Source organism: Enterococcus hulanensis (assembly GCF_005405485.1).
GTDB lineage: Bacteria > Bacillota > Bacilli > Lactobacillales > Enterococcaceae > Enterococcus_A > Enterococcus_A hulanensis.
The window spans coordinates 183,136-202,768 of record NZ_BJED01000001.1; the positions used below are offsets into that span (position 1 = coordinate 183,136).

A 19,633-nucleotide genomic window follows, 5' to 3' on the forward strand; every position below is an offset into this window, starting at 1 on the left:
ATCGGGCTTAGTAAATTTATCTGATAAAAAACGAATGATCTTCTATAATTAAGGCTTCTTTGTTGGTCAGCGGGACTAATTCAATCAGATCATTAAAGTCATGGAAAATCTCAAGTGAGACTGCTGAAAAATATTCTTCCTTATAGTGAGGAAGCGGGTAGCAGGTAGTCAAATTCAAACCATCATCAGAAATCAGATTTTCGGCTTGATTTCGGTCGTCCATCTTGGCGATATAAGAGATACTAGGCGCAGCGACAATCGCGCCGGCAGATTCTCCTAGATAAACTTTCCCAGCGCTGACTGCTTCGATGATTTGTTCGGCGGCTCCAGATGCTTTCAACTTTTCTAAAAGAAAGAAGCTGTTTCCGCCAGAAAGATAAATAAAATTATTCCGCTGCAAGGTTTCTTTGATCATTTCAGTATCTGCAATTGCTACATCCAGTTCTTCAATTTCAAATCCTAATAATTTGAAGGTTGCTCGTGCCTCATCCACATAAAAATCGATTTCCTCAACCAAACTGGCTGTCGGGATGAAGGCTACCGTTTTTGCTAAAGAAAATTTCTTTAGATAATCTTCAAATTGTTCCTGAACGTCTGCGAACGAGGATGATAGAAACATATTAATCATAAATAAAGCTCCAATCTGTTTTGATTATAAGTCTACCATTTCATAACCACAAAAACAAACATACGTTCTTTTTAGACTCGTATTTATTTTGTTTTCTTTTTTTTGATCGCAAAAGCACCAGATGCACCTAAAGCAACACCAAGCGCCATACCAAGTGCCAAATTGTCAAAAAGAAGTCCGAAAATTAACCCCAGTGACAATCCGATTGCTAGCGAACCTCCATCGTCCTTTTTCATTGTAACAACCCCCATTGTCTAATTTTTTCTACTTCTATTGTAAAGGATGCCAAAGGAAAATAATAGCTATCCAGAAGGAGTAATTTTATTAGCCGCAGCCGTGATACCATTTGTTCCATTTCATATTCAAAAAAATTTTTCACCATTTTTCAGCTATAATAGACAGAGAAATACCGACCAAATAATCGAAAAAACTTCCACTTTTGTGGGAGTTTTTTGTTTGATTTTACTTAGTTTAAATAAGTGAAGGGGGAAATATATTTTGTGTTAGCCGACCTTTTGAAACATCCGTTACTTCTATATAGATACAATAGTAAAATAGGCTGGAAAACTTTCCGATCAACTAGATAAAATAACGTTAATTTAAAATCGGAAGCAATGCTGAATTTTCAGCTATTTTAGGTTGCGCTTACATTTTTGCCAAAAAAGATTGCAAGAATCTCTACTTATCAAGAAAAATAAAGGGTTATATACTCACCTTAGACGAGAGGAAGATATGGATGAAGGATCGAACAGTAAAAATATTGCGGATTTTTATAACTTCTGATTATCCAGTGACACTCGCAAAACTGGAGGAGGAATTTCGTACCAGTGCGCGTACGATCCGAAATGAACTACGAGAAATCAATCAGTTTCTGATGGAAAAAGGTCTGCCGGAGATTAAAAATCTTAGGAAAAAAGGCTACCAGCTGACTTTGGAATCGGAAGAAAAAGCTGCTTTATTAGAACAGCTTGATTTGGCAGATGATGAACGCTATTTGGATCGTGAAAGCCGGATCTTTGATTTGATTCTTTCCTTTGCTTTAGGAAAGAAAGCGACCTTTCTTTATCAAAAGGAGGAAGAATATCAGATTTCCAAGAGTTCATTGGATGAGGACATGCGGCGAGTCAGGAATATTTTGGCGGAATATGGGATCGAGGTTTTGAGTGTGCCAAAGCAGGGCATTTTACTGCAAGGCGCCGAACGGTCGATTCGAACGATGATCTATGACATCATCAACAACTCGGTTGGGGTGATCACACCACAGGGCGAGCAGGAATATTCGATCAATATGACGATTTTAAATCATTATATTCCGCAGCGGCTGCTAAAGAAATTGGATCAGCTGTATGTCGAATCCGTCGCATCGATGGAGGACGCGATTTATCGTAATCAGCTGCTAATGTTTACCGCAGTGTGGTTAAGTCGGTATTTGCGAGAAGATCTGATCGCCAGTTCCGCCTGGGAAGCCGCCGATACTCCTCAAAGCGACATTCGTGATTTTGTTACGGCAATCTGCGAAGCCTTTCAGATTTCACCGCCGGAAGTCGAAATCAAGTACATTGTTTTCATGTTGAACACCTTTAATTCAAGAGACATGAACAATTCCATCGAGTGGGTCCAAGCCCAGCTGCTGTCAATTCAACTGATGCAGTTTGTGGAAGAACAGACGAAAATTCCTTTTTCACGAAAAGAGGAGATGCTGCAGGAGGGATTGTATAAGCACTTAGTCGGGTTGATCAATCGAGTGAAGAGCGACATCCAAATCGTTAATCCGCTGAAGGAAAATATCAAAAAGAACTATGGCAATATTTATTCCGCCATTGATCAATTTACCCCCTCGATCGAACAGATCACGGGTAAAAAGATAACCGAAGACGAGATCGCCTTTCTTACGATTCATTTTTCAACTTCTGTCAGTGCGATCAATCAAGATTTGCATTATATCTACAAAGCGGTGGTCATTTGCAACCACGGAGTCGCCACCGGCAAGCTGCTCTCGGAGAATTTGAAGGAGCTTTTCAATATCGAAGTTTTGGCCGTATTGAGCTCACGAGAACTGGATTTGATCGAAAAGCTGGATGTTGATTTGATCTTCAGCACGGTGGCAATCCACTATTCGCAAAAGCCTGTGCTGGAGCTGGAGCCGATCATCAAAGAAGAGAGCAAAAAAAGAATTACCAGTTTTTTGAATGAGAATCAAAACCTTAAACGCTTAGTCAACAATCAGGATTCGACACAATTGTTTCATGCACTGATCGACACCATTGAGAAAAGTGGCGGAGAAGTATCTGGCGAAATTTACAAAGAATTAGAAACGCTTTTTGACCAAAATCATTTAACGATAAACAAGAAGGAGATTCAGCCGATGTTAGAAGACGTATTGAAGGACAGCAATATTTTATTGAATCAGCAGGTAAATACTTGGGAGGAATCGATCCGCAGGGTCTCCGAACCTTTAATCAATCAGCAGGTGATCGAACCTAGTTATGTCACAGCGATGATCGACTCGGTAAAAGAATATGGTCCGTATATCGTGATCGGCAAATACATCGCCTTGGCTCATGCGCGTCCGGAAGATGGGGTCAATCAGTTGGGAATTAGTGTAGCGACGATCAATGAACCGATCGAATTTGGAAACGAAGAAAATGATCCGGTAAAAATCATTTTCTGCTTAGCGGCGATTGATTCTTACTCCCACTTGAATATCATGAAGAGCTTGATCGAATTGATCAATGACGAAGAAAAAGTGGATCGTTTAAGCCGCGAAACGGATATCGAGCGGTTCAAGGAAATCTTATTTAGTTAGGTAATTATGTATTATTCGATAAATAAAACAGAATGGAGAGAAAAAAGATGGGAAAACAAGTATCAATTTTATTCGTATGCGGGGCAGGTTTAGGAAGCAGCTTTGCAGCTCAAATGGCGGCAGAAGATGTGCTGAATGCACATGGCGTGGACGCAAAATTGGATCACGTAGATATTTCAACGGCGGCATCATCACAATCGGACATTATTATCACCGCGCAAAATTTCAAATCACAGTTTGAAAAATTTTCAATCGATGAAGAGAAAACCGCGATCGTCTATTTAAAAAATATCGTCTCAAAACCAGAAATCGAAGAAAAACTTATACCGATTTTGGAATCAAAAGGTGCGCTGTAGAAAATTACATCAATATGAATAAGGATGCCAGTTCCACCCTTAACAGTTATTGTAGCGGAACAATTCTAAAAGCAGGTAAAAACACTTATACGTAAAAGCTGCTAGTGGAATGGTATACGGCATGAAAATCAAACTCATTTTTCGTTTTTTGAAAAATGAATACATCAATATGAATAAGGAGCGAAACAAATGGGAGTAATTAATTTCATAATCGAGAATATCTTGACACAAGCATCGATCACGATTGCATTGATCGCAATGTTGGGGCTGTGTCTACAGAAAAAATCGGCTGGACAAGTGATTTCAGGAACCTTGAAGACCTTGCTTGGCTTCCAAGTTTTAAGTGCTGGTTCTAGTATTATTGTCGGCAGCTTGACCTACTTTGGCGAGATTTTTACTGCAGGCTTCCATATGCAGGGAATCATTCCTTCGATCGAGGCGATCAATGGACAAGCAATGAACGAATTAGGCTTAGGGCGCGACATTGCACTAACATTTCTAGGTATTTTTATTGTTAATATTCTGATTGCCCGTTTTACGAAATGGAAATATATTTTCTTGACTGGTCAGGCGATTCTTTGGATGGCGACCATGACAACTGTTTTTGGATACTTTGCTGGTCTGAGAGGCATAGTTTTGATTATTGTCGGCAGTATTGTAGGGGCCATTTTTGCGGTAGCGATGCCTGCAATTGCGCAGCCGATCATCCGTAAAATCACAGGATCAGACGACATTGCACTTGGTCATTTTTGTACTATTGGTTATATGTTTGAAGCGGGTGTGGCTTACATCTTTGGTGAACGCGGAGAAAACAAAAAATCAATCGAAGATATTAATTTGCCGAAATCATTTGAGTTCTTACAGGATACGTATTTGTCAGTAATGGTCGTGATGGTTCCTTTATATATCATTACCGCCGCATTTGCCGGTCCTGGTGTCGGTGATCCAGGCGGGCAGCACTATCTGATGTTCGCATTCTTGCAAGCAATTCAATTTGTGGTTGGTGTCTATGTGCTGTTATCCGGCGTACGTTTACTATTAGGCGAAATCGTGCCAGCCTTCCGCGGAATTGCGATGAAGCTTGTACCAAATGCGATTCCTGCCTTGGACTGTCCGGTATTTTTCCCTTATTCACCGAATGCCGTGATTTTAGGATTCATTACAACAACGATTGGAACGATCATCGCGATGTTTGTATTGCCGACATTTGGCTTGGCGATGATTTTACCGGGCATGCTGACTAACTTCTTTGCGGGAGGTACAGCAGGGATCTTTGGGAATGCAACAGGCGGACGTCGCGGCGCAATTATCGGCGGGATCGCTCATGGGTTCTTTATCACTTTACTGCCAGCACTTTTAGTAACGATTTTCAATCAAATGGGTTTTGTCAACGCGACTGCGACTGATGTAGATACTGTAGCTGCAGCCTTGCTTTATGCATGGATTCTTAGCCCGATCTTGAAAATGTTCTAATTAGGAGGTGTCACAATGTTTGGTTTCTTAAAGAAAAAGAACAAACCGGAAAAAACCGAGGAAAAAGTTGAGCTATCAGCTGAAGAAAAAACGGTCTTAACAGATGAAAACCAGCAATTAATGGCAAAAATTGCGGCGGCGGAACAAGCAGATCCAGTTGAAACCGATGAATTAGCCGGTTTATACGAAAAATTAGGTCTAAACTACGCCACACTGGAGCAAACCGATGCGGCCATCGAAAGTTTAGAAAAAAGTTTAGATCATAAACTGACGATCGGCGACGGCTACAAGAAATTAATGAGTCTTTACAATGGAAAACGGGCGGAAGCCGCTCGCAATGGGGATGATGCGGGCATCGATAAATACATGGGTAAAATGGATGAGATGCGGCAAATTGCTAAAAAAGTAACGATCAGCGGGTAATTAATCAAAAGAAAAGAAGGTATTGGACAAATGTATAAAACATTAAAAGAAGTAACACAAATAGCAGAAGATTTGAATATGACGATTGGTGCATTCAACACTCACAACTTGGAGATGCTGCCGGAAATGATTCGCGCAGCTAAGGAGAAGGGTTCACCGATCATTATTCAAACCAGTATTGATACAGCGAAATATATCGGCTACGACGTGATGGTAGCAGTAGTGAAGGAAATCGCTAATACTGAAATGGTTGATGTGGCCTTGCATTTAGACCATGCCAGAGATTTCAATGAGATCAAAGCGGCAATCGACGCAGGTTATTCTAGCGTCATGTATGATGGTTCCCATTTGCCATTTAAAGAAAATATTGCTAAAACGAAGGCGGTTGTTGAATACGCCCATGCAAAAGGTGTTTCGGTTGAAGGTGAATTGGGCACGATTGGCGGCACCGAAGAGGGTATCTCTGTTGCAGAAGATGACAAAGTTTATACTAAACCAGCGGATGCCGTGGAGTTTGTAAAACAAACGGATATCGATGCTCTTGCGATCGCGATTGGCACCAATCACGGACAATTCAAATCTAAGACCGAAGTCAATATTCCATTATTAAAAGAAATCCATGCAGTTGTCGATGTGCCGCTAGTTATCCACGGCGGTACCGGAGTAAAAGAAGAGGACTACCCAGAATTGATTAATAACGGAATTCGCAAATTCAATGTTGGAACTGAATTGTTAGTGAATTGGACCAAAGTAGCGAAAGAGTCTTTTGGAGAAACCGAAGTGAACAAATCACTGCGCCACAATGTTATTCCGGCAAATCAAGCAGTCAAAGAAATCGTCAAACACAAGATCGGCTTATTTATGAATGTCGACAGCCCATTGGCGATGCAAAAATAAATGAAGAAATATCTGATTTTGATTGCCGGCAGTCCCGCAACTGGGAAGTCCTATTTGATCAATGAAATGCGGCGTGTTCTAGGAAACTTTTTCCTGATCACGCCGGATGAAGGGAAAGAAATCCTAGCCGATCAGATTGGTTTTGATAATTCAGCTGAGAAAAAAGAGCTTGAAAAAAAGGTTTGGGCGTTCTATTACAACGCACTGGCACTTTATATGGAAGCAGGAAAGCGGATCGTCGTTTCCGAGTATCCTTTTAGCGATAAACAAAAGAGCAAGTTGAGCAATTTAGCCGACCGATATGGCTATGAGCCGATCACGATTCGTTTAGTTGCCGATTTTGAAACACTTTGGGCACGCAGAAAAGTTCGTGATGTCGAACCGGATCGCCATTTGTCACATATCATGACCCATTATCATTTTGGGGATGAGTTGACTGATCGGACCCAAGCTGATGATTTAATCACAGAAGAGGCTTTTCGTGAAGTTATCGAAAAGCGCGGTTACAACAATTTTCAACTAGGTAGCTTGGTGGAATTTGATGTATCGGATTTCTCAAAGGTCGATTACGAACCTTTCCTAAAAAAAATAGCTGAACGAATCGCACAGAACCGTTGATTGTTTTAATCAACGGTTCTTTTTAATGCGTTTGTTTTTGTCAAAATGGCTAACAAATAGACTAACCATCTGAGGTCAGTTAAATCTCAATGCTGTTTTTTTAAATAATTGTGATTGACAAAGCAGCAAAGGCATCGTATGATAGTTATGAAATCGATACCACAAGGCGGTGAGACATTGGCAACCATTAAAGACGTAGCAAAAAAAGCAGGCTTATCTGTATCGACGGTTTCTAGATTTTTAAACAATCATCCGTATATTTCTGAAGACAAACGCAAACGTATTCAAGCGGCGATGGCAGAACTGGATTATACGCCCAGCTCGGTAGCGACGCAGCTGCGATCAAAAAAGGGAACGATGATCGGCATCTTAGTCTCACGAATCGTCAATCCATTTTTCTCTCATTTAGTTGATTCAATCGAGAAAAATGCCCGTTCTCATGGATACAATGTTTTAGTCATGCAGACCTATGATGACAAAAAAGCCGAGACCAATATGCTTGAGATGCTGAAGCAGCAGGTGATCGCCGGTCTAATCATGTGTTCGATCGAGGGTGATCCTAAGGTTATCGAAGCCTATCAAGAATATGGTCCGATCGTCTTATGCAATGAACAAATTCCTGGCGCGGATCTGCCGCAGGTCTTTACGAATCAAGAGGCGGCCAGTTTTGATGCGACGGAATACTTGATCAACAAAGGACATAAAAAAATCGCTTATTGCACAGGCGGAACATTGACCCGAGGCGGGCATGGAAATTCCCGTACCGCAGGATTTGAACGGGCATTGAATCAGCATAAGCTGCCGATGAAAATTGACTGGATCTTTAAGCAAGTGCACACGATCGAAGACGGCAAGCAGGTAGCGGATAAGCTGTTATCGTTGCCAGAAGCCAATCGTCCTGATGCTGTATTTACCAGCAGTGATGAAGTAGCCAGCGGCGTGTTGGAAAGATTTTTAGAAAAAGGCAAGCGAGTGCCGGAGGATTTGGCGATTATGGGTTTTGATAATCAGCCCTTCACCGGAATGCTGGCAGTACCCTTGACCACGATCGCGCAACCAGTCGAGGCATTAGGACAAGAGTCCACGAATTGGCTGATCGCCCGCATGGAAGAAAGAGACTATCAATTAGATGAGTCTGAATTAGTACTAAACTTGATTATACGAAAATCTGCCTAAGCAGATTTTTTTAAAACTAAATGTGGTATCGATACCATAAAAGGAGAGTTATATAATGAACATGATTTTGAAAGAAAAGAACCGGTTGGATCAGCAGGAATTTTGGAAGGAAGAGGTTGTTTATCAAATTTATCCCAAGAGCTTTTATGATAGTGATGGCGATGGCATTGGAGACATTAAAGGGATCACGCAGAAGCTGGACTATTTAGCGGAGCTTGGGGTTACGATGCTATGGATTTGTCCGATTTTTACTTCACCAATGGTTGATAATGGCTACGATATTGCCGATTATAAAGGTATCCAAACAGAATTTGGCACGATGGAGGATCTAACGGAATTGATCGAGGCCGCAAAAGCGAAAGGAATCAAATTAATCCTTGATTTAGTCGTTAATCATTCTTCTGACGAACATGCGTGGTTTCAGTCAGCTCTAGCAGATCCCGAAAGTCCGTATCGTGATTATTATATCTTCAAGTCTGGCGAGGCAGGCAATCCGCCGAATAATTGGCGCTCGATTTTTGGCGGCAGTGTTTGGGAGCCTGTACCCAATGAAGACAACATGTATTATTTCCATACCTTTGATAAAAAACAGCCCGATCTAAATTGGGAAAACCCAGCTCTAAGACAAGAGATTTATGAAATGATTAATTGGTGGCTGGAAAAAGGGATTGCCGGATTCCGAATTGATTCCATTACCTTTATCAAAAAGGATCAGGACTATGAAGATGTCGCGGTCGATGGCAGCGATGGCTTAGGCAGTGTGAAGGTTAAAACCAGAAATCGGCCGGGAATCGAAAAATTCTTAGCGGAATTAAATCGTGAAACCTTTCAAAATTATGAATGTGTCAGTGTTGGAGAAGCCCCCGGTGTTCCGTATGACCAATATGATCAATACATCGGTGAAGATGGCTACTTCAATATGATCTTTGATTTCCATTATGCAGACATCGACGTGGAAAATGGCAGTGAATGGTTCCGTCGTACGAATTGGCAGCCGCAGGACTTGAAGGACTTATTATTTAAGAGTCAAGGAGCGATCCAAAATAGCGGATGGGGTGCCAACTTTTTAGAAAATCATGATCAGCCCCGTTCCTTATCCAAATATATTACGGATGAACGGTACCAAAATGAAATTGGAGCCAAGGCTTTGGGGACATTGTTCTTCTTTTTACGAGGCACGCCCTTTATCTATCAAGGACAAGAAATCGGTATGAAGAACTTTCAGCGGGAAACCATTGAGGACTTCAATGATGTATCTAGTATCGATAATTACCATCGCTCACTTTTAGAGGGATATTCTGAAAAGGAAGCGCTGATGTTTGTTAATCAACGTTCGAGAGACAATAACCGGACACCGTTTCCGTGGGATGCTGCAGAAAATGCCGGCTTTAGTGAATCAAATGAACCTTGGTTAAAATTAACGGGAGATCAAGCGGCAGTGAATGCGGCTGATCAGGTTCAACGTGAGGATTCGGTTTTTTCTTATTATCGTCAAATGATTCAATTACGAAATCATTCGGCGTATCGCCAGACACTGATCTATGGTCAGTTTTCTCCATTAAAGAGTGCAGATGCAGTGGTTGCATATGAACGATCTGGAAATGAAACGCTGCAAGTCTTTGTTAATCTAAGTAATCAAGAACAGGAAATCGAAACATCAGGAGAAGTATTGTTGAATAATTATCGTGAGTTGCAGATGCAAAACGGAGCACAAGTTTTACAGCCTTACCAAGCGGTTGTTATCAGAAAGGGTGAAAAGCATGACTAAAACAAACTATCAAGAGATCGCGAAAAAACTTGTCGCAGTCGTAGGAGAAGACAATATCGTCTCTGCTACGCACTGCGCGACTCGCTTACGTCTGCAGGTAAAGGATCGGAAAGCCATCGACGACAGTCAAGTGGAGCAAGTCGAAGAAGTCAAAGGGGTCTTTTATAACGCCGGGCAGTATCAAATCATTCTAGGAACAGGGATCGTCAATAAAGTTTATGATGCTTTGCAATCGATTTATTCATTTAATGAGGTATCAAAGGACCAAATGGCGAAGGATGATTCTTCTCCATTACAACGGGCGGTCAGAAATATTGCCGACATCTTTGTCCCGATTATTCCAATTCTAGGTGCCACAGGTCTTTTTCTTGGGTTGAAGGGTGTGCTTTTCAATGAAACCGTTCTTAATGCAATGGGCTTGACCCCTAATAGTATTCCTGAATGGCTGAGCGCATCGGTGACTGTTTTGACCGACACGGCTTTTGGGTTCTTAACAGCATTTATCTGCTGGTCAGCCTTCAAAAAAATGGGTGGCCTGCCGATTATTGGTTTCTTAATCGGGCTGATGCTAGTTTCTCCAGCTTTGCCAAATGCTTATGCCGTTGCAGGCGGAACAGCCGAACCGATCATGGCTTTTGGAATGATTCCGTTAGTTGGGTATCAAGGCTCGATTCTGACGGCGTTGATCACCGGGATGATCGGTGCGACGTTAGAGAAGAAATTGCGCAAGATCATGCCGAATGCGATGGATTTGATTTTTACACCTTTTTTAGTCATCCTCGTTTCTGTTTTCGTTGCTTTGTTTGTATTAGGACCTATCGTTCATGGCTTTGAAGGTCAAGCGGTGAAAGTGATTGAAATGTTTTTGCATCTGCCATTGGGTATCGGCGGCTTGATCATCGGATTCTTGTATCCAATCGCGGTAATGACTGGAATGCACCATATGTTTATTATGATCGAAACCTCTTTGATTGCTACGACTGGTTTTAATCCATTGATCACTGTTTGTGCGATGTATGGTTTTGCGAATGCAGCAGTTTGTTTGGCGATTGCCTTGCGAACAAAGAGTGCTTCGATTAAAACCGCGGGAATTTCTGCGACGATTACGCAAATGCTGGGGGTCAGTGAACCAGCGTTGTTCGGTGTGGTGATGCGCACAGGAATGAAAGCGATCCTAGTGATGCTGGGCAGTTCAGCCGTGGGCGGTATGGTTCTTTCGTTATTAGGGATCAAAGCGAACAGTTATGGTTTAGCAGTTTTGTTGTCGCCATTGATGTATATCTATGAACCATATCAGGTAATTACTTATGTAGCGGTGGGGATCGCGACCTTTATCCTAGCTTTTGTTTTAACCAATCTATTCGTTATCAAAAAAAGCGAAACGGTTGAAAAGACTGCCGAGTCTCGCGGAAATACTAAAAATATCAAAGTCTATTCACCAATTGACGGAGAAATCATTCCGATTACGGAAGTGAATGACCAAGTATTTGCCAGCAAAATGATGGGTGAAGGCTTTGCGGTGTTACCAAGTCAAGAAACGATCAAGGCGCCCGTTTCAGGTGTAGTAAAAATGATTGCTCCGACAAAGCATGCAATCGGCATCGTGACGGATGATGGTATGGAGTTATTGCTCCATCTGGGAATTGATACGGTTGAATTAAATGGTGCTCCCTTTAAGTTGAACATCAAGGAAGGCCAGACGATCCAGCGGGGACAGAAGATCGGAACAATTGATTTGAAAATGATCGAAGCCAAAGGCAAAGATGCGACCGTCATGGTGATCATCACGGATTCGAAGGAAACAATCGCGGGATTGGAATACAATCAAGATTATGTCCTGCCGATTCTTGGATCATAGGTGAGTAAAATGGAATGGACACAAGAAATGCGCTATCGTCAGTATCAAGAGTGGTCGGAGAAATATGTTCGCGAGTTAAAAACGAATGTCGAACAGTCAAAATGGCGCTTAAACTATCACATTCAGCCAGAAACAGGCTTACTGAATGATCCGAATGGCTTCAGCTTCTTCAATGGAAAGTGGCATTTGTTTTATCAATCTTTTCCTTTCGGAGCTGTTCATGGCTTAAAGTCTTGGTATCATGTGAGCTCCACGGATTTGATTCATTGGGAGTCGGAAGGAGCAGCCTTAGAACCGGATTGCGCTTTTGATTCTCATGGGGCCTATTCTGGTAGTGCCCTGCCGGTGGGGGAGGCGTTGTTTCTGGCTTATACCGGAAATGTACGCGATCAATCATGGGAACGCCGCAGTTATCAATTAGGTGCTTGGATGAACAAGAAGGGCGAAATAAAAAAAGTCGCAGAACCACTAATTAGCGAGCCGCCTGCTGGATTCACCGCCCATTTTCGTGATCCGCAGCTTATCCGTTCTAATGATGAATATTTAATGGTGATCGGCGGGCAAACGCTTGATGAACAAGGCGAGGTTTTGGTTTTTGCTAGTCAGGATTTGGTGAACTGGCAGTATCGTGGACCAATGAAGATTCATCAAGATTTAGGCTTTATGGTGGAATGTCCGAATCTTCTTTCGATTGAAGAGCATGCGGTGCTGCTGCTTTGTCCGCAGGGACTAAAAGAATTGGACTATCAAAATGTATATCCCAACACCTATATTTTGGCAGAGGAATACTCGGCAGAAACCAATAGCTTAAAAAATCCACAGAAGCAGCAAGTATTAGATGAAGGTTTTGATCTTTACGCGACCCAAGCCTTCACTGCACCAGATGGACGTTGTTTAAGTGTTGGCTGGATCGGACTACCCGAAATGAGTTATCCGACATTTGGCGAAGGCTGGGCACATAGTCTGAGTTTGGTCAAAGAGCTGACGATCAAAGACGGCAAACTTTATCAATATCCTGTGGAGGAGACGCAGCGATTAAGAGGATCACAAGAAACATTAGTGGCTGAAGCGAATGAAACATTCATGAAGCAAACCGCTAACAGCTATGAGCTGCAACTAGAAATCTCTTCAAATTGCCAAGGCAGCATACATTTATTTTCCGATTCAATCAACAAAAAGTCCCTTGTGTTAAGTTATGATACCAAGCAGGGGAAAGTCAGACTGGATCGCAGCAAGACTGATTATCCGCTAAATCCTGAGTTTGGAGAAACTCGAGAAACAATCGTTGAACAAGGAAAATCGCTGACGATCGCAATTTTCGTAGACAAATCAACCTGCGAAATATTCATCAATGCAGGGGAGAAAACCCTGACGGCAAATTATTATCCGACAGAAGAACAAACTTACTTATTGTTAGAGAACAGTCAAAAATGTCACGCTAGCTATTACACACTGAATAAATAGAAAGAAGCTCCTTTTCCAATAATGTGTGGAAAGGAGCTTCTTTCTTATATTTTTTCATTTGTTGCGGCTTCATGCTGCTGACTATATTTATTGATTTTTCGATCAATCTTGTTCAGGTAGGCTTGTGTCTGCGCCAACTGCTTTTCGACTTCTTTTTTATGTTCGATAAAGAATTCAAGCCGGTTCTCATAAGTTGGATCGCCATCCATCGACCATTCGACAAACTGCTTAATGTCATTTAACTGCATGCCGGTATTTTTTAAGCAGGTGATGATCGACAAAAAGTCTAAGTCCTTATCCTTGAAATCGCGTCGGCCGTTTTCGTCACGGGCAACAAATGGAAGCAGCCCTTTTTGATCGTAAAACCTTAAAGTATAAGCACTAAGACCTGTCTTTTTTGAAATCTCACTGATTTTATAGCCCATTGTTTCTCCTTCTTCTCTTTTTCTTTAATTTTACCAGATTGCAAGCCTCGTTATTGTGAATTTTTAAGGATCAGGTAGATTGCTGCTTTTTCATTCACCTCTTCTTGCGGCAGACAGCTTTTGATTAGTTCACTCATTTCTGTATCGGTGAGAAAAATCCCGGCATCTTCAAGGGTTGCAGGGAAATGAAATCCTCGACAGAATTTTTCCATCGCATGAATCCCTTTTAGCGCTGTTTCTTCATCACTACTACATGGTGCAACATTCATGATGTTTACGGCAAAGTCGACAAAACGTTGAAGGTGTTCTTGATAATTCGAGCGTGCCCAGTTTGGCCAAATAATGCTTAAGGCAATGACAGGTGAAAGGTCAAAAGCTTTGCTAAGTCCAAGAGCCATTTTTTGTACGGGCAGCTGGGTAAAAAGTTCGGGGGTTCGTGATAAACGACCATTTCCTTCTATAGAATATTGTAAGGTAGTAGTCATCATATCCTTTAACAATGCTTGAAAAAGTTTATCGATGATAACCGGACGTCCGCCTTTTGTTAGATAGAAGGTCGTAAGGTGCAAAAGGAAATACACGTTGTTTTCAATTGCGGTTTCTTCAATGAAGCGTGGACTTATTGTTGGATAGTATTGAGATCGTTCCATAATAATCACTCCCTTTTTTTGGATAAATTAAGCTTAGTACTTCGAGTACACTCTAAGTCAACCGGAAAAATAAGATTAAGTGATTGACTTTCAATTTTTTGAGGATATACTAAAAATAGTTAGCTGGCTAATTATATTAAAAAGGAGATACCATGGAGAATTATACATTTAAGGATCGTCCCGATAATCAACGGATTCAATTGACAATTGATCACTATGCGCAAGAATCTGATTCAACGATTGCCTCGTTGTTTTTGGATTTTCAGTGGACCTATCGGGAAATGCAGAAGGCGTACGATGCAGTATTAGAAGAGTATGGACTTTCAGAATCAAAATTTATTATTTTGATGTTTTTGGAGCGGGCGGAAGAGCATTCTTTGATGCCATCAGAATTAGCAGAAAAGCTGGGGGCCTCCCGCGCAACGATCACGAAGCTAGTAAACAATATGGAACGAGATCAGCTAATCCGAAAAATCCCATCTGCTTCGGACAAACGAGCGGTACTAGTTCAAATGACTGACATAGGAACAGAAGTTTTAGTGGATTTTTTACCTAAAAATTTTGAAGCAACGAAAACGCTGCTAAATCAATTAAGTAAAGAGGAAATCGACCAACTTTTTTATCTGCTGAACAAAATCAAACAAGGCACTGACGAGTTAAACAAGGAAAGGGAGCAATTAAAATGAATGAAAAGAAAATCGAATTATTAGAAACGTATCTAAGTTTGTACATCAATCACTTTGTGGTATTAGAAAATATGGACAAGGAAGACTCGAAATACGTGGTGTTGGATGTTCGTAACGCACCGGCACAGGTGAAAAAAGATCAGATCAAAGGTGCAATTGCGATGCCTGCGAAAGATTTAGCCAATCATTTAGCTGAATTAGACAAGGAAAAAACATATGTGGTCTATGATTGGACGGGGGGAACGACACTTGGCAAGACCGCTTTATTGATTCTTTTGTCCAATGGATTTGAAGCTTACGAATTGGCAGGGGCACTTGAAGGATGGAAAGGCATGAGTTTGCCGATTGAAACTCTTTAAACTAAAAAAACTTTCGACCACGATATAGGTCGAAAGTTTTTTTAGCCAGCGGCTCTTTCTTTTTTCATTTGAGTTGCCGCCAAGAAATAATCTGTGTAGGTCCAGCCGTTTCTAGGATGAAATTTTCCGATTTCATCGGTCTCAAGCTACTCAATCATTTGAAGCTGCTTCAATAATCGTTTTTCATCTAATTGTGCATAGGCATAGGGGTCGATAAAGGAGACAAAATAAAAGCGGTTCTTCAAAGGATTAAGGTAAGGCAGTTCGTTCAGCAGCGGAAGACTTAATAATAAAATATCGCCAGTCAATTCATGAACGGCATCTTCGCCATATGTAAATACTTCCGTTTGGATCGTGACTCCTTGCTTTTCAGTCAATTCATTAAAGCGTGCAACAAGCTGATCGGTAACGCAGTGATCGGCTTTTTCTTTGATGATCGTTAATTTTCTGATATTGTTCATTTCAGGCAGTCCTTTCTGCAATGGTTAACCAAAAGCATTTTACACTGCTTGATAGAAAATTTAAAATAATCCGCTCTGTTTTCTGAAAATATAATGAAATTACATTTTTCGTAAAGGTACGGAGCAGCGTAAAAAACGCCCTCCAATCAGAGCGCGTTTCACAAATTATTGAACTGTACATTTGATTTGGTGCGACTCTAAAATCCTTTTGAAATAATCCAAGTCTTCTGTATGGAGCTGTGGAATGTCTTGCATTTGATACTTACGATCAAGAGAAGCGTATTTTTTCTCACCGAATTGGTGGAAGGGCAGGAGCTCCACTTCTGTGATCTTCATTTGGTTGAATAATTTTGCGAAGGCCTTTGCGTTTTCTTCACCATCGTTATAATTGGGAATCACTGGAATCCGTACGACTAGATTCTGCTGCTGCTCTAAAGCCAGTGCAAGGTTCTTCAAAATTGGTTTTAAGGAAACGCCGGTTCCAGTTTTATGCTGAGCCTCGTCATGATGTTTGACATCGAAATATAGTAAATCCACTTGTTCAATGAAGTTGCCAAATACTTCGGGTTTTGCATAGCCAGTCGTTTCACTGGCGGTGTGGATATTTTTCGCTTTTAATTGCCGCAGCAGCTCGGTCGCGAATTCTGCTTGATAGAGCACTTCGCCGCCGGATAATGTGACGCCGCCATTTGATTCTTCATAGAAGGCTTCATCCTTCATGACCTCAGTGATGATTTCCTCCATTGATTTATATTCGCCGACAGTTGTGTGGGTGTTTTTTTGTGTATCCCACATTTGCTCCGGCTTGCCATTTTGCGACTCCGGATTCGAACACCAGTAACAGCGCAGCGGACAGCCTTTAAAAAAGACCACCGTACGAATTCCTGGTCCATCGTGGATACTAAATTTTTGGATATTGAAAATACATGCTTTGTCATTCATCGGAAATCGCCCTCCATTTCATCTAGAGTTTATCACATCTGTTTATCAACGTAAATATAAAATGTTACGTTCGTAACTAAAAATACCGAAAAAGTTGTTCGCAATTCAAAAATATGATAGGCTGAAACAAATGACAGAATACAGGTGGAGAAAAGTTTATGTCTAGAGAAGAAGAGATTCTTGCGATCGTCAGCAAGAAGAAAAAAATCGAAGTCAACGAACTTTCAGCCTTGCTGAAGGTTTCGAAAGTAACCATTCGGAAAGATTTGGATAAATTAGAGGCACGAGGCTTGCTGCATCGCCAGCACGGTTATGCACTACTGAACAATATGGACGATATTAATTACCGTTTGGCGCAAAATTATGACTTAAAACGCAAAATCGCACTGGAAGCCAGCAAGATCGTCACTGATGGCGAAGTAATCATGATCGAATCAGGATCAACCTGCGCGTTGTTAGCAGAGGAGCTTGCCTTCAATCGAAACGACATCACGATCATTACTAATTCCTGTTTCATCGCATCTTATGTTCGTAAGGCCGAATCAGTCAAGGTGATCCTGATTGGCGGCGAGTATCAAAAAGAATCCCAGGTTAATGTCGGGCCGCTAGTCAAACAGGTCATCAATGAGTTTTATGTCGATAAATTATTTGTCGGGATTGATGGCTTCGATCAGCGCAGAGGATTCACTGGTAGTGACATTACTCGCTGCGACACCACCCGAATGCTGGCAACCGCGGCAAATCAAACGATCGTCTTGACGGATTCCAGCAAGTTTTCGCAAAATGGGGTTGTTTCAGAGTTTGCCTTTAGTGAGATCAGCAAGGTGTTTACCGATGAGGCGATTGACGCAGAGGCGCTAGCATTTTTGCAAAATGAACAGGTTGATGTATTTACGGTATAAAATTAGGAGCGATCAGTCAGAAAAATCTGGCTGATTTTTTATTTTATATGATGCTATACTGAAGGAAAATGCGAGGGGCAGATACTATTGGAAATTCGTCATGTACAAGAATCGGATCGTACTTTTTGGTTTACGCTGGATCAGCATTTGCCGGAAAGTCAGTTTGAACAGAAGGTTCGAGATAAGATGGGCTATGTCCTATCCGAAGAGGGGATGGCTGTTGGTTTATTAAGGTACAATCTTTTCTGGGATGAGCATCCTTTTTGCACGATGATTTATGTAAGGGCTGATTATCAAGGCAAAGGTTACGGGAAGGCCTTGATGGAATTCTGGGAAAAGGAGATGCACAAGTCAGGTTACAAAATGCTGATGACGTCGACTCAGGTTGATGAACAGGCGCAGCACTTTTATCGCAAGTTGGGTTATCAGGATGCGGGAGGCTTGTTGATTACGGTTCCTGAATATCAGCAGCCGCTGGAACTGTTTTTTACAAAAAAAATTAAAGCCAATCAGTAGAAAAATTGGCTTTAATAATGGTCTTTAGCGGAATAAATATAGAGAGTATCTTCCTCAACACTGTAAATGAGGCGGTGCTCATCACTAATACGGCGAGACCATTTTCCTGTCAATTCGTATTTCAATGGCTCGGGTTTTCCAAGACCTGAAAAAGGCGTGCGTTCGATATCTTTGATCAAGCGATTGATTTTTCTGATCGTCATTTTGTTTCCGTGTTCATACCAATACAGGTAGTCATTCCATGCGGCATCTGACCAAACTTTATTCATCCGACTCTTCCTCGATCAAGTCATGTGACGTAAAATTGCCTTTTTGAAATTGTTGTTCTCCTTTTTGAATTTTTTCCATTAAATAGGAGTTTGAAAGAATTCTCAGGGTCTCTTGAAGAGAATCGTAGTCACGTTTTGCCATGACAACGACTGTTTCATCAATGTCTTTACTAGTTACGATCAAGGCTTCAGCATCATCATTCACTTGTCTCATGTAACTTTTTAAGTTTTGTCGGAAATTTGAATAAGCAACTGCTTCCATTATTATTCCTCCTTTCCAATAAGGTACGTAAAAGTAGTAAATGTCTTCTTTGAATATATTGTACAATATTCTGTACAGCAATTCCGGAAAAACGATAATTTTTTAAGCATTCTAGAAAAATAGAGCTTCTTTCTAGTGCTGATATAGAAACAAAAAATAATTTAGTTAGGAGGAAAAAAATGAATTATCAGGGAACATTGATTGCGGTAAAAGATATTGAACAGGCCAAAGTGTTTTATCAGTCCGTTTTAGAATTGGACGTGATGGTAGATGCTGGTGAACATGTTCAATTGACAGAGGGAATCTTTTTACAGACGGTGGATAGTTGGGCGGATTTTATTCATAAGAAGGAAACCGAGGTCGTACTGGAGAATAATGCGATCGAATTGTATTTTGAAACGAAGGACATGGACGCTTTTATTGAGCGGTTGGCTGCACGAAAAGACATCGAATATTTGCATCCGCTGCTGGAACATAGCTGGGGGCAGCGAGCAATCCGCTTTTATGATCTAGACAAACACATTATCGAAGTGGCTGAAAGTATTGCAATGGTGGTCAAGCGTTTCATTGATTCCGGCATGACGATTGAAGAAGTGGCAGAGCGAACGGGTGTTGAGCCTCCATACATCAAAGATATTTTAGATAAGCTGTAAGAAATCGAGATATTGCACATCTGTGCAATATCTTTTTTTGG

The 19,633-nt window shown here is 41.3% G+C and carries 23 protein-coding genes; 15 read left to right on the forward strand and 8 right to left on the reverse strand.

What is annotated here, in order from left to right:
• Positions 1-16 precede the first annotated feature (16 nt).
• Positions 17-628 (reverse strand): Type 1 glutamine amidotransferase-like domain-containing protein, encoded by a 612-nt coding sequence (locus FFR60_RS00840; protein WP_137662603.1) that lies wholly within the window; start codon positions 626-628, stop codon positions 17-19.
• A gap of 83 nt (positions 629-711) precedes the next feature.
• Positions 712-864 (reverse strand): glycine zipper domain-containing protein, encoded by a 153-nt coding sequence (locus FFR60_RS00845; RefSeq protein ID WP_171004838.1) that lies wholly within the window; start codon positions 862-864, stop codon positions 712-714.
• A 500-nt stretch (positions 865-1,364) separates the two neighbouring features.
• On the opposite strand from FFR60_RS00845, the gene FFR60_RS00850 reads away from it, so the two are divergent.
• From FFR60_RS00850 to FFR60_RS00895, 10 genes are all read left to right on the forward strand, one after another.
• Complete coding sequence (locus tag FFR60_RS00850; protein WP_137662604.1) at positions 1,365-3,434, forward strand: BglG family transcription antiterminator; 2,070 nt, start codon at positions 1,365-1,367, stop codon at positions 3,432-3,434.
• Between the two features lie 47 nt (positions 3,435-3,481).
• A complete protein-coding gene (locus tag FFR60_RS00855; RefSeq protein WP_088934892.1) occupies positions 3,482-3,790 on the forward strand; it encodes a PTS sugar transporter subunit IIB in 309 nt (102 codons plus the stop codon).
• Positions 3,791-3,979: 189 nt separating this feature from the next.
• Positions 3,980-5,263 (forward strand): PTS sugar transporter subunit IIC, encoded by a 1,284-nt coding sequence (locus tag FFR60_RS00860; protein WP_088934894.1) that lies wholly within the window; start codon positions 3,980-3,982, stop codon positions 5,261-5,263.
• Positions 5,264-5,278: 15 nt separating this feature from the next.
• Complete coding sequence (locus FFR60_RS00865) at positions 5,279-5,686, forward strand: tetratricopeptide repeat protein (RefSeq protein ID WP_137662605.1); 408 nt, start codon at positions 5,279-5,281, stop codon at positions 5,684-5,686.
• Positions 5,687-5,716: 30 nt separating this feature from the next.
• The gene (locus FFR60_RS00870) at positions 5,717-6,583 is read left to right on the forward strand and encodes a class II fructose-bisphosphate aldolase (RefSeq protein ID WP_088934896.1); all 867 of its coding nucleotides are present in this window, start codon (positions 5,717-5,719) and stop codon (positions 6,581-6,583) included.
• Positions 6,584-7,201 carry a P-loop nucleotide/nucleoside kinase family protein gene (locus FFR60_RS00875; RefSeq protein ID WP_137662606.1) on the forward strand — a complete coding sequence of 206 codons (618 nt, stop codon included), beginning with the start codon at positions 6,584-6,586 and terminating at the stop codon, positions 7,199-7,201.
• 177 nt (positions 7,202-7,378) lie between these two features.
• The gene (locus FFR60_RS00880) at positions 7,379-8,377 is read left to right on the forward strand and encodes a LacI family DNA-binding transcriptional regulator (RefSeq protein ID WP_088935837.1); all 999 of its coding nucleotides are present in this window, start codon (positions 7,379-7,381) and stop codon (positions 8,375-8,377) included.
• A 55-nt stretch (positions 8,378-8,432) separates the two neighbouring features.
• Positions 8,433-10,145 (forward strand): alpha-glucosidase, encoded by a 1,713-nt coding sequence (locus FFR60_RS00885; protein ID WP_137662607.1) that lies wholly within the window; start codon positions 8,433-8,435, stop codon positions 10,143-10,145.
• On the forward strand, positions 10,138-12,003 hold the full coding sequence (locus FFR60_RS00890; RefSeq protein ID WP_137662608.1) for a PTS sucrose transporter subunit IIABC: 1,866 nt from the start codon (positions 10,138-10,140) through the stop codon (positions 12,001-12,003). The genes FFR60_RS00885 and FFR60_RS00890 overlap by 8 nt, the downstream gene beginning before the upstream one ends.
• 9 nt (positions 12,004-12,012) lie before the next feature.
• Entirely contained in the window at positions 12,013-13,467 is a 1,455-nt protein-coding gene (locus tag FFR60_RS00895) for a sucrose-6-phosphate hydrolase (RefSeq protein ID WP_137662609.1), read from the forward strand.
• Between the two features lie 44 nt (positions 13,468-13,511).
• Here FFR60_RS00895 and FFR60_RS00900 read toward each other — a convergent pair whose 3' ends face one another.
• Entirely contained in the window at positions 13,512-13,892 is a 381-nt protein-coding gene (locus FFR60_RS00900; protein ID WP_137662610.1) for a MerR family transcriptional regulator, read from the reverse strand.
• 50 nt (positions 13,893-13,942) lie between these two features.
• Positions 13,943-14,542 (reverse strand): dehydroquinate synthase/iron-containing alcohol dehydrogenase family protein, encoded by a 600-nt coding sequence (locus FFR60_RS00905; protein WP_088934902.1) that lies wholly within the window; start codon positions 14,540-14,542, stop codon positions 13,943-13,945.
• Positions 14,543-14,694: 152 nt separating this feature from the next.
• Between FFR60_RS00905 and FFR60_RS00910 the strand changes: the two genes are divergently transcribed.
• On the forward strand, positions 14,695-15,228 hold the full coding sequence (locus FFR60_RS00910; RefSeq protein ID WP_137662611.1) for a MarR family winged helix-turn-helix transcriptional regulator: 534 nt from the start codon (positions 14,695-14,697) through the stop codon (positions 15,226-15,228).
• Complete coding sequence (locus FFR60_RS00915; RefSeq protein WP_088934904.1) at positions 15,225-15,587, forward strand: rhodanese-like domain-containing protein; 363 nt, start codon at positions 15,225-15,227, stop codon at positions 15,585-15,587. The genes FFR60_RS00910 and FFR60_RS00915 overlap by 4 nt, the downstream gene beginning before the upstream one ends.
• 146 nt (positions 15,588-15,733) lie before the next feature.
• On the opposite strand, the gene FFR60_RS00920 is transcribed toward FFR60_RS00915, so the two are convergent.
• Positions 15,734-16,048 carry a hypothetical protein gene (locus tag FFR60_RS00920; protein WP_249354921.1) on the reverse strand — a complete coding sequence of 105 codons (315 nt, stop codon included), beginning with the start codon at positions 16,046-16,048 and terminating at the stop codon, positions 15,734-15,736.
• A 165-nt stretch (positions 16,049-16,213) separates the two neighbouring features.
• Complete coding sequence (locus tag FFR60_RS00925; protein ID WP_137662612.1) at positions 16,214-16,990, reverse strand: glycyl-radical enzyme activating protein; 777 nt, start codon at positions 16,988-16,990, stop codon at positions 16,214-16,216.
• Between the two features lie 158 nt (positions 16,991-17,148).
• On the opposite strand from FFR60_RS00925, the gene FFR60_RS00930 reads away from it, so the two are divergent.
• Positions 17,149-17,892 (forward strand): DeoR/GlpR family DNA-binding transcription regulator, encoded by a 744-nt coding sequence (locus tag FFR60_RS00930; RefSeq protein ID WP_088934906.1) that lies wholly within the window; start codon positions 17,149-17,151, stop codon positions 17,890-17,892.
• 87 nt (positions 17,893-17,979) lie between these two features.
• The gene (locus tag FFR60_RS00935) at positions 17,980-18,408 is read left to right on the forward strand and encodes a GNAT family N-acetyltransferase (RefSeq protein WP_137662613.1); all 429 of its coding nucleotides are present in this window, start codon (positions 17,980-17,982) and stop codon (positions 18,406-18,408) included.
• A gap of 11 nt (positions 18,409-18,419) precedes the next feature.
• On the opposite strand, the gene FFR60_RS00940 is transcribed toward FFR60_RS00935, so the two are convergent.
• Both FFR60_RS00940 and FFR60_RS00945 read right to left on the reverse strand, forming a co-directional pair.
• A complete protein-coding gene (locus tag FFR60_RS00940) occupies positions 18,420-18,677 on the reverse strand; it encodes a Txe/YoeB family addiction module toxin (protein WP_088934908.1) in 258 nt (85 codons plus the stop codon).
• Entirely contained in the window at positions 18,670-18,939 is a 270-nt protein-coding gene (locus FFR60_RS00945; RefSeq protein ID WP_137662614.1) for a type II toxin-antitoxin system Phd/YefM family antitoxin, read from the reverse strand. Before FFR60_RS00945 ends, FFR60_RS00940 begins: the two co-directional genes overlap by 8 nt.
• 179 nt (positions 18,940-19,118) lie before the next feature.
• On the opposite strand from FFR60_RS00945, the gene FFR60_RS00950 reads away from it, so the two are divergent.
• Complete coding sequence (locus FFR60_RS00950; protein WP_137662615.1) at positions 19,119-19,592, forward strand: VOC family protein; 474 nt, start codon at positions 19,119-19,121, stop codon at positions 19,590-19,592.
• Positions 19,593-19,633 lie beyond the last annotated feature (41 nt).

Excerpts from the sequence above, each read along its gene's own strand:
- FFR60_RS00870 (WP_088934896.1), top strand. The coding sequence starts at position 5,717 with ATGTATAAAACATTAAAAGAAGTAACACAAATAGCAGAAGATTTGAAT.
- FFR60_RS00925 (WP_137662612.1), bottom strand. The coding sequence starts at position 16,990 with ATGAATGACAAAGCATGTATTTTCAATATCCAAAAATTTAGTATCCAC.
- FFR60_RS00840 (WP_137662603.1), bottom strand. The coding sequence starts at position 628 with ATGATTAATATGTTTCTATCATCCTCGTTCGCAGACGTTCAGGAACAA.
- FFR60_RS00950 (WP_137662615.1), top strand. The coding sequence starts at position 19,119 with ATGAATTATCAGGGAACATTGATTGCGGTAAAAGATATTGAACAGGCC.
- FFR60_RS00885 (WP_137662607.1), top strand. The coding sequence starts at position 8,433 with ATGAACATGATTTTGAAAGAAAAGAACCGGTTGGATCAGCAGGAATTT.
- FFR60_RS00920 (WP_249354921.1), bottom strand. The coding sequence starts at position 16,048 with ATGAACAATATCAGAAAATTAACGATCATCAAAGAAAAAGCCGATCAC.
- FFR60_RS00875 (WP_137662606.1), top strand. The coding sequence starts at position 6,584 with ATGAAGAAATATCTGATTTTGATTGCCGGCAGTCCCGCAACTGGGAAG.
- FFR60_RS00930 (WP_088934906.1), top strand. The coding sequence starts at position 17,149 with ATGTCTAGAGAAGAAGAGATTCTTGCGATCGTCAGCAAGAAGAAAAAA.
- FFR60_RS00945 (WP_137662614.1), bottom strand. The coding sequence starts at position 18,939 with ATGGAAGCAGTTGCTTATTCAAATTTCCGACAAAACTTAAAAAGTTAC.
- FFR60_RS00860 (WP_088934894.1), top strand. The coding sequence starts at position 3,980 with ATGGGAGTAATTAATTTCATAATCGAGAATATCTTGACACAAGCATCG.
- FFR60_RS00865 (WP_137662605.1), top strand. The coding sequence starts at position 5,279 with ATGTTTGGTTTCTTAAAGAAAAAGAACAAACCGGAAAAAACCGAGGAA.
- FFR60_RS00850 (WP_137662604.1), top strand. The coding sequence starts at position 1,365 with ATGAAGGATCGAACAGTAAAAATATTGCGGATTTTTATAACTTCTGAT.
- FFR60_RS00915 (WP_088934904.1), top strand. The coding sequence starts at position 15,225 with ATGAATGAAAAGAAAATCGAATTATTAGAAACGTATCTAAGTTTGTAC.
- FFR60_RS00940 (WP_088934908.1), bottom strand. The coding sequence starts at position 18,677 with ATGAATAAAGTTTGGTCAGATGCCGCATGGAATGACTACCTGTATTGG.
- FFR60_RS00905 (WP_088934902.1), bottom strand. The coding sequence starts at position 14,542 with ATGGAACGATCTCAATACTATCCAACAATAAGTCCACGCTTCATTGAA.
- FFR60_RS00895 (WP_137662609.1), top strand. The coding sequence starts at position 12,013 with ATGGAATGGACACAAGAAATGCGCTATCGTCAGTATCAAGAGTGGTCG.
- FFR60_RS00890 (WP_137662608.1), top strand. The coding sequence starts at position 10,138 with ATGACTAAAACAAACTATCAAGAGATCGCGAAAAAACTTGTCGCAGTC.
- FFR60_RS00845 (WP_171004838.1), bottom strand. The coding sequence starts at position 864 with ATGAAAAAGGACGATGGAGGTTCGCTAGCAATCGGATTGTCACTGGGG.
- FFR60_RS00900 (WP_137662610.1), bottom strand. The coding sequence starts at position 13,892 with ATGGGCTATAAAATCAGTGAGATTTCAAAAAAGACAGGTCTTAGTGCT.
- FFR60_RS00855 (WP_088934892.1), top strand. The coding sequence starts at position 3,482 with ATGGGAAAACAAGTATCAATTTTATTCGTATGCGGGGCAGGTTTAGGA.
- FFR60_RS00910 (WP_137662611.1), top strand. The coding sequence starts at position 14,695 with ATGGAGAATTATACATTTAAGGATCGTCCCGATAATCAACGGATTCAA.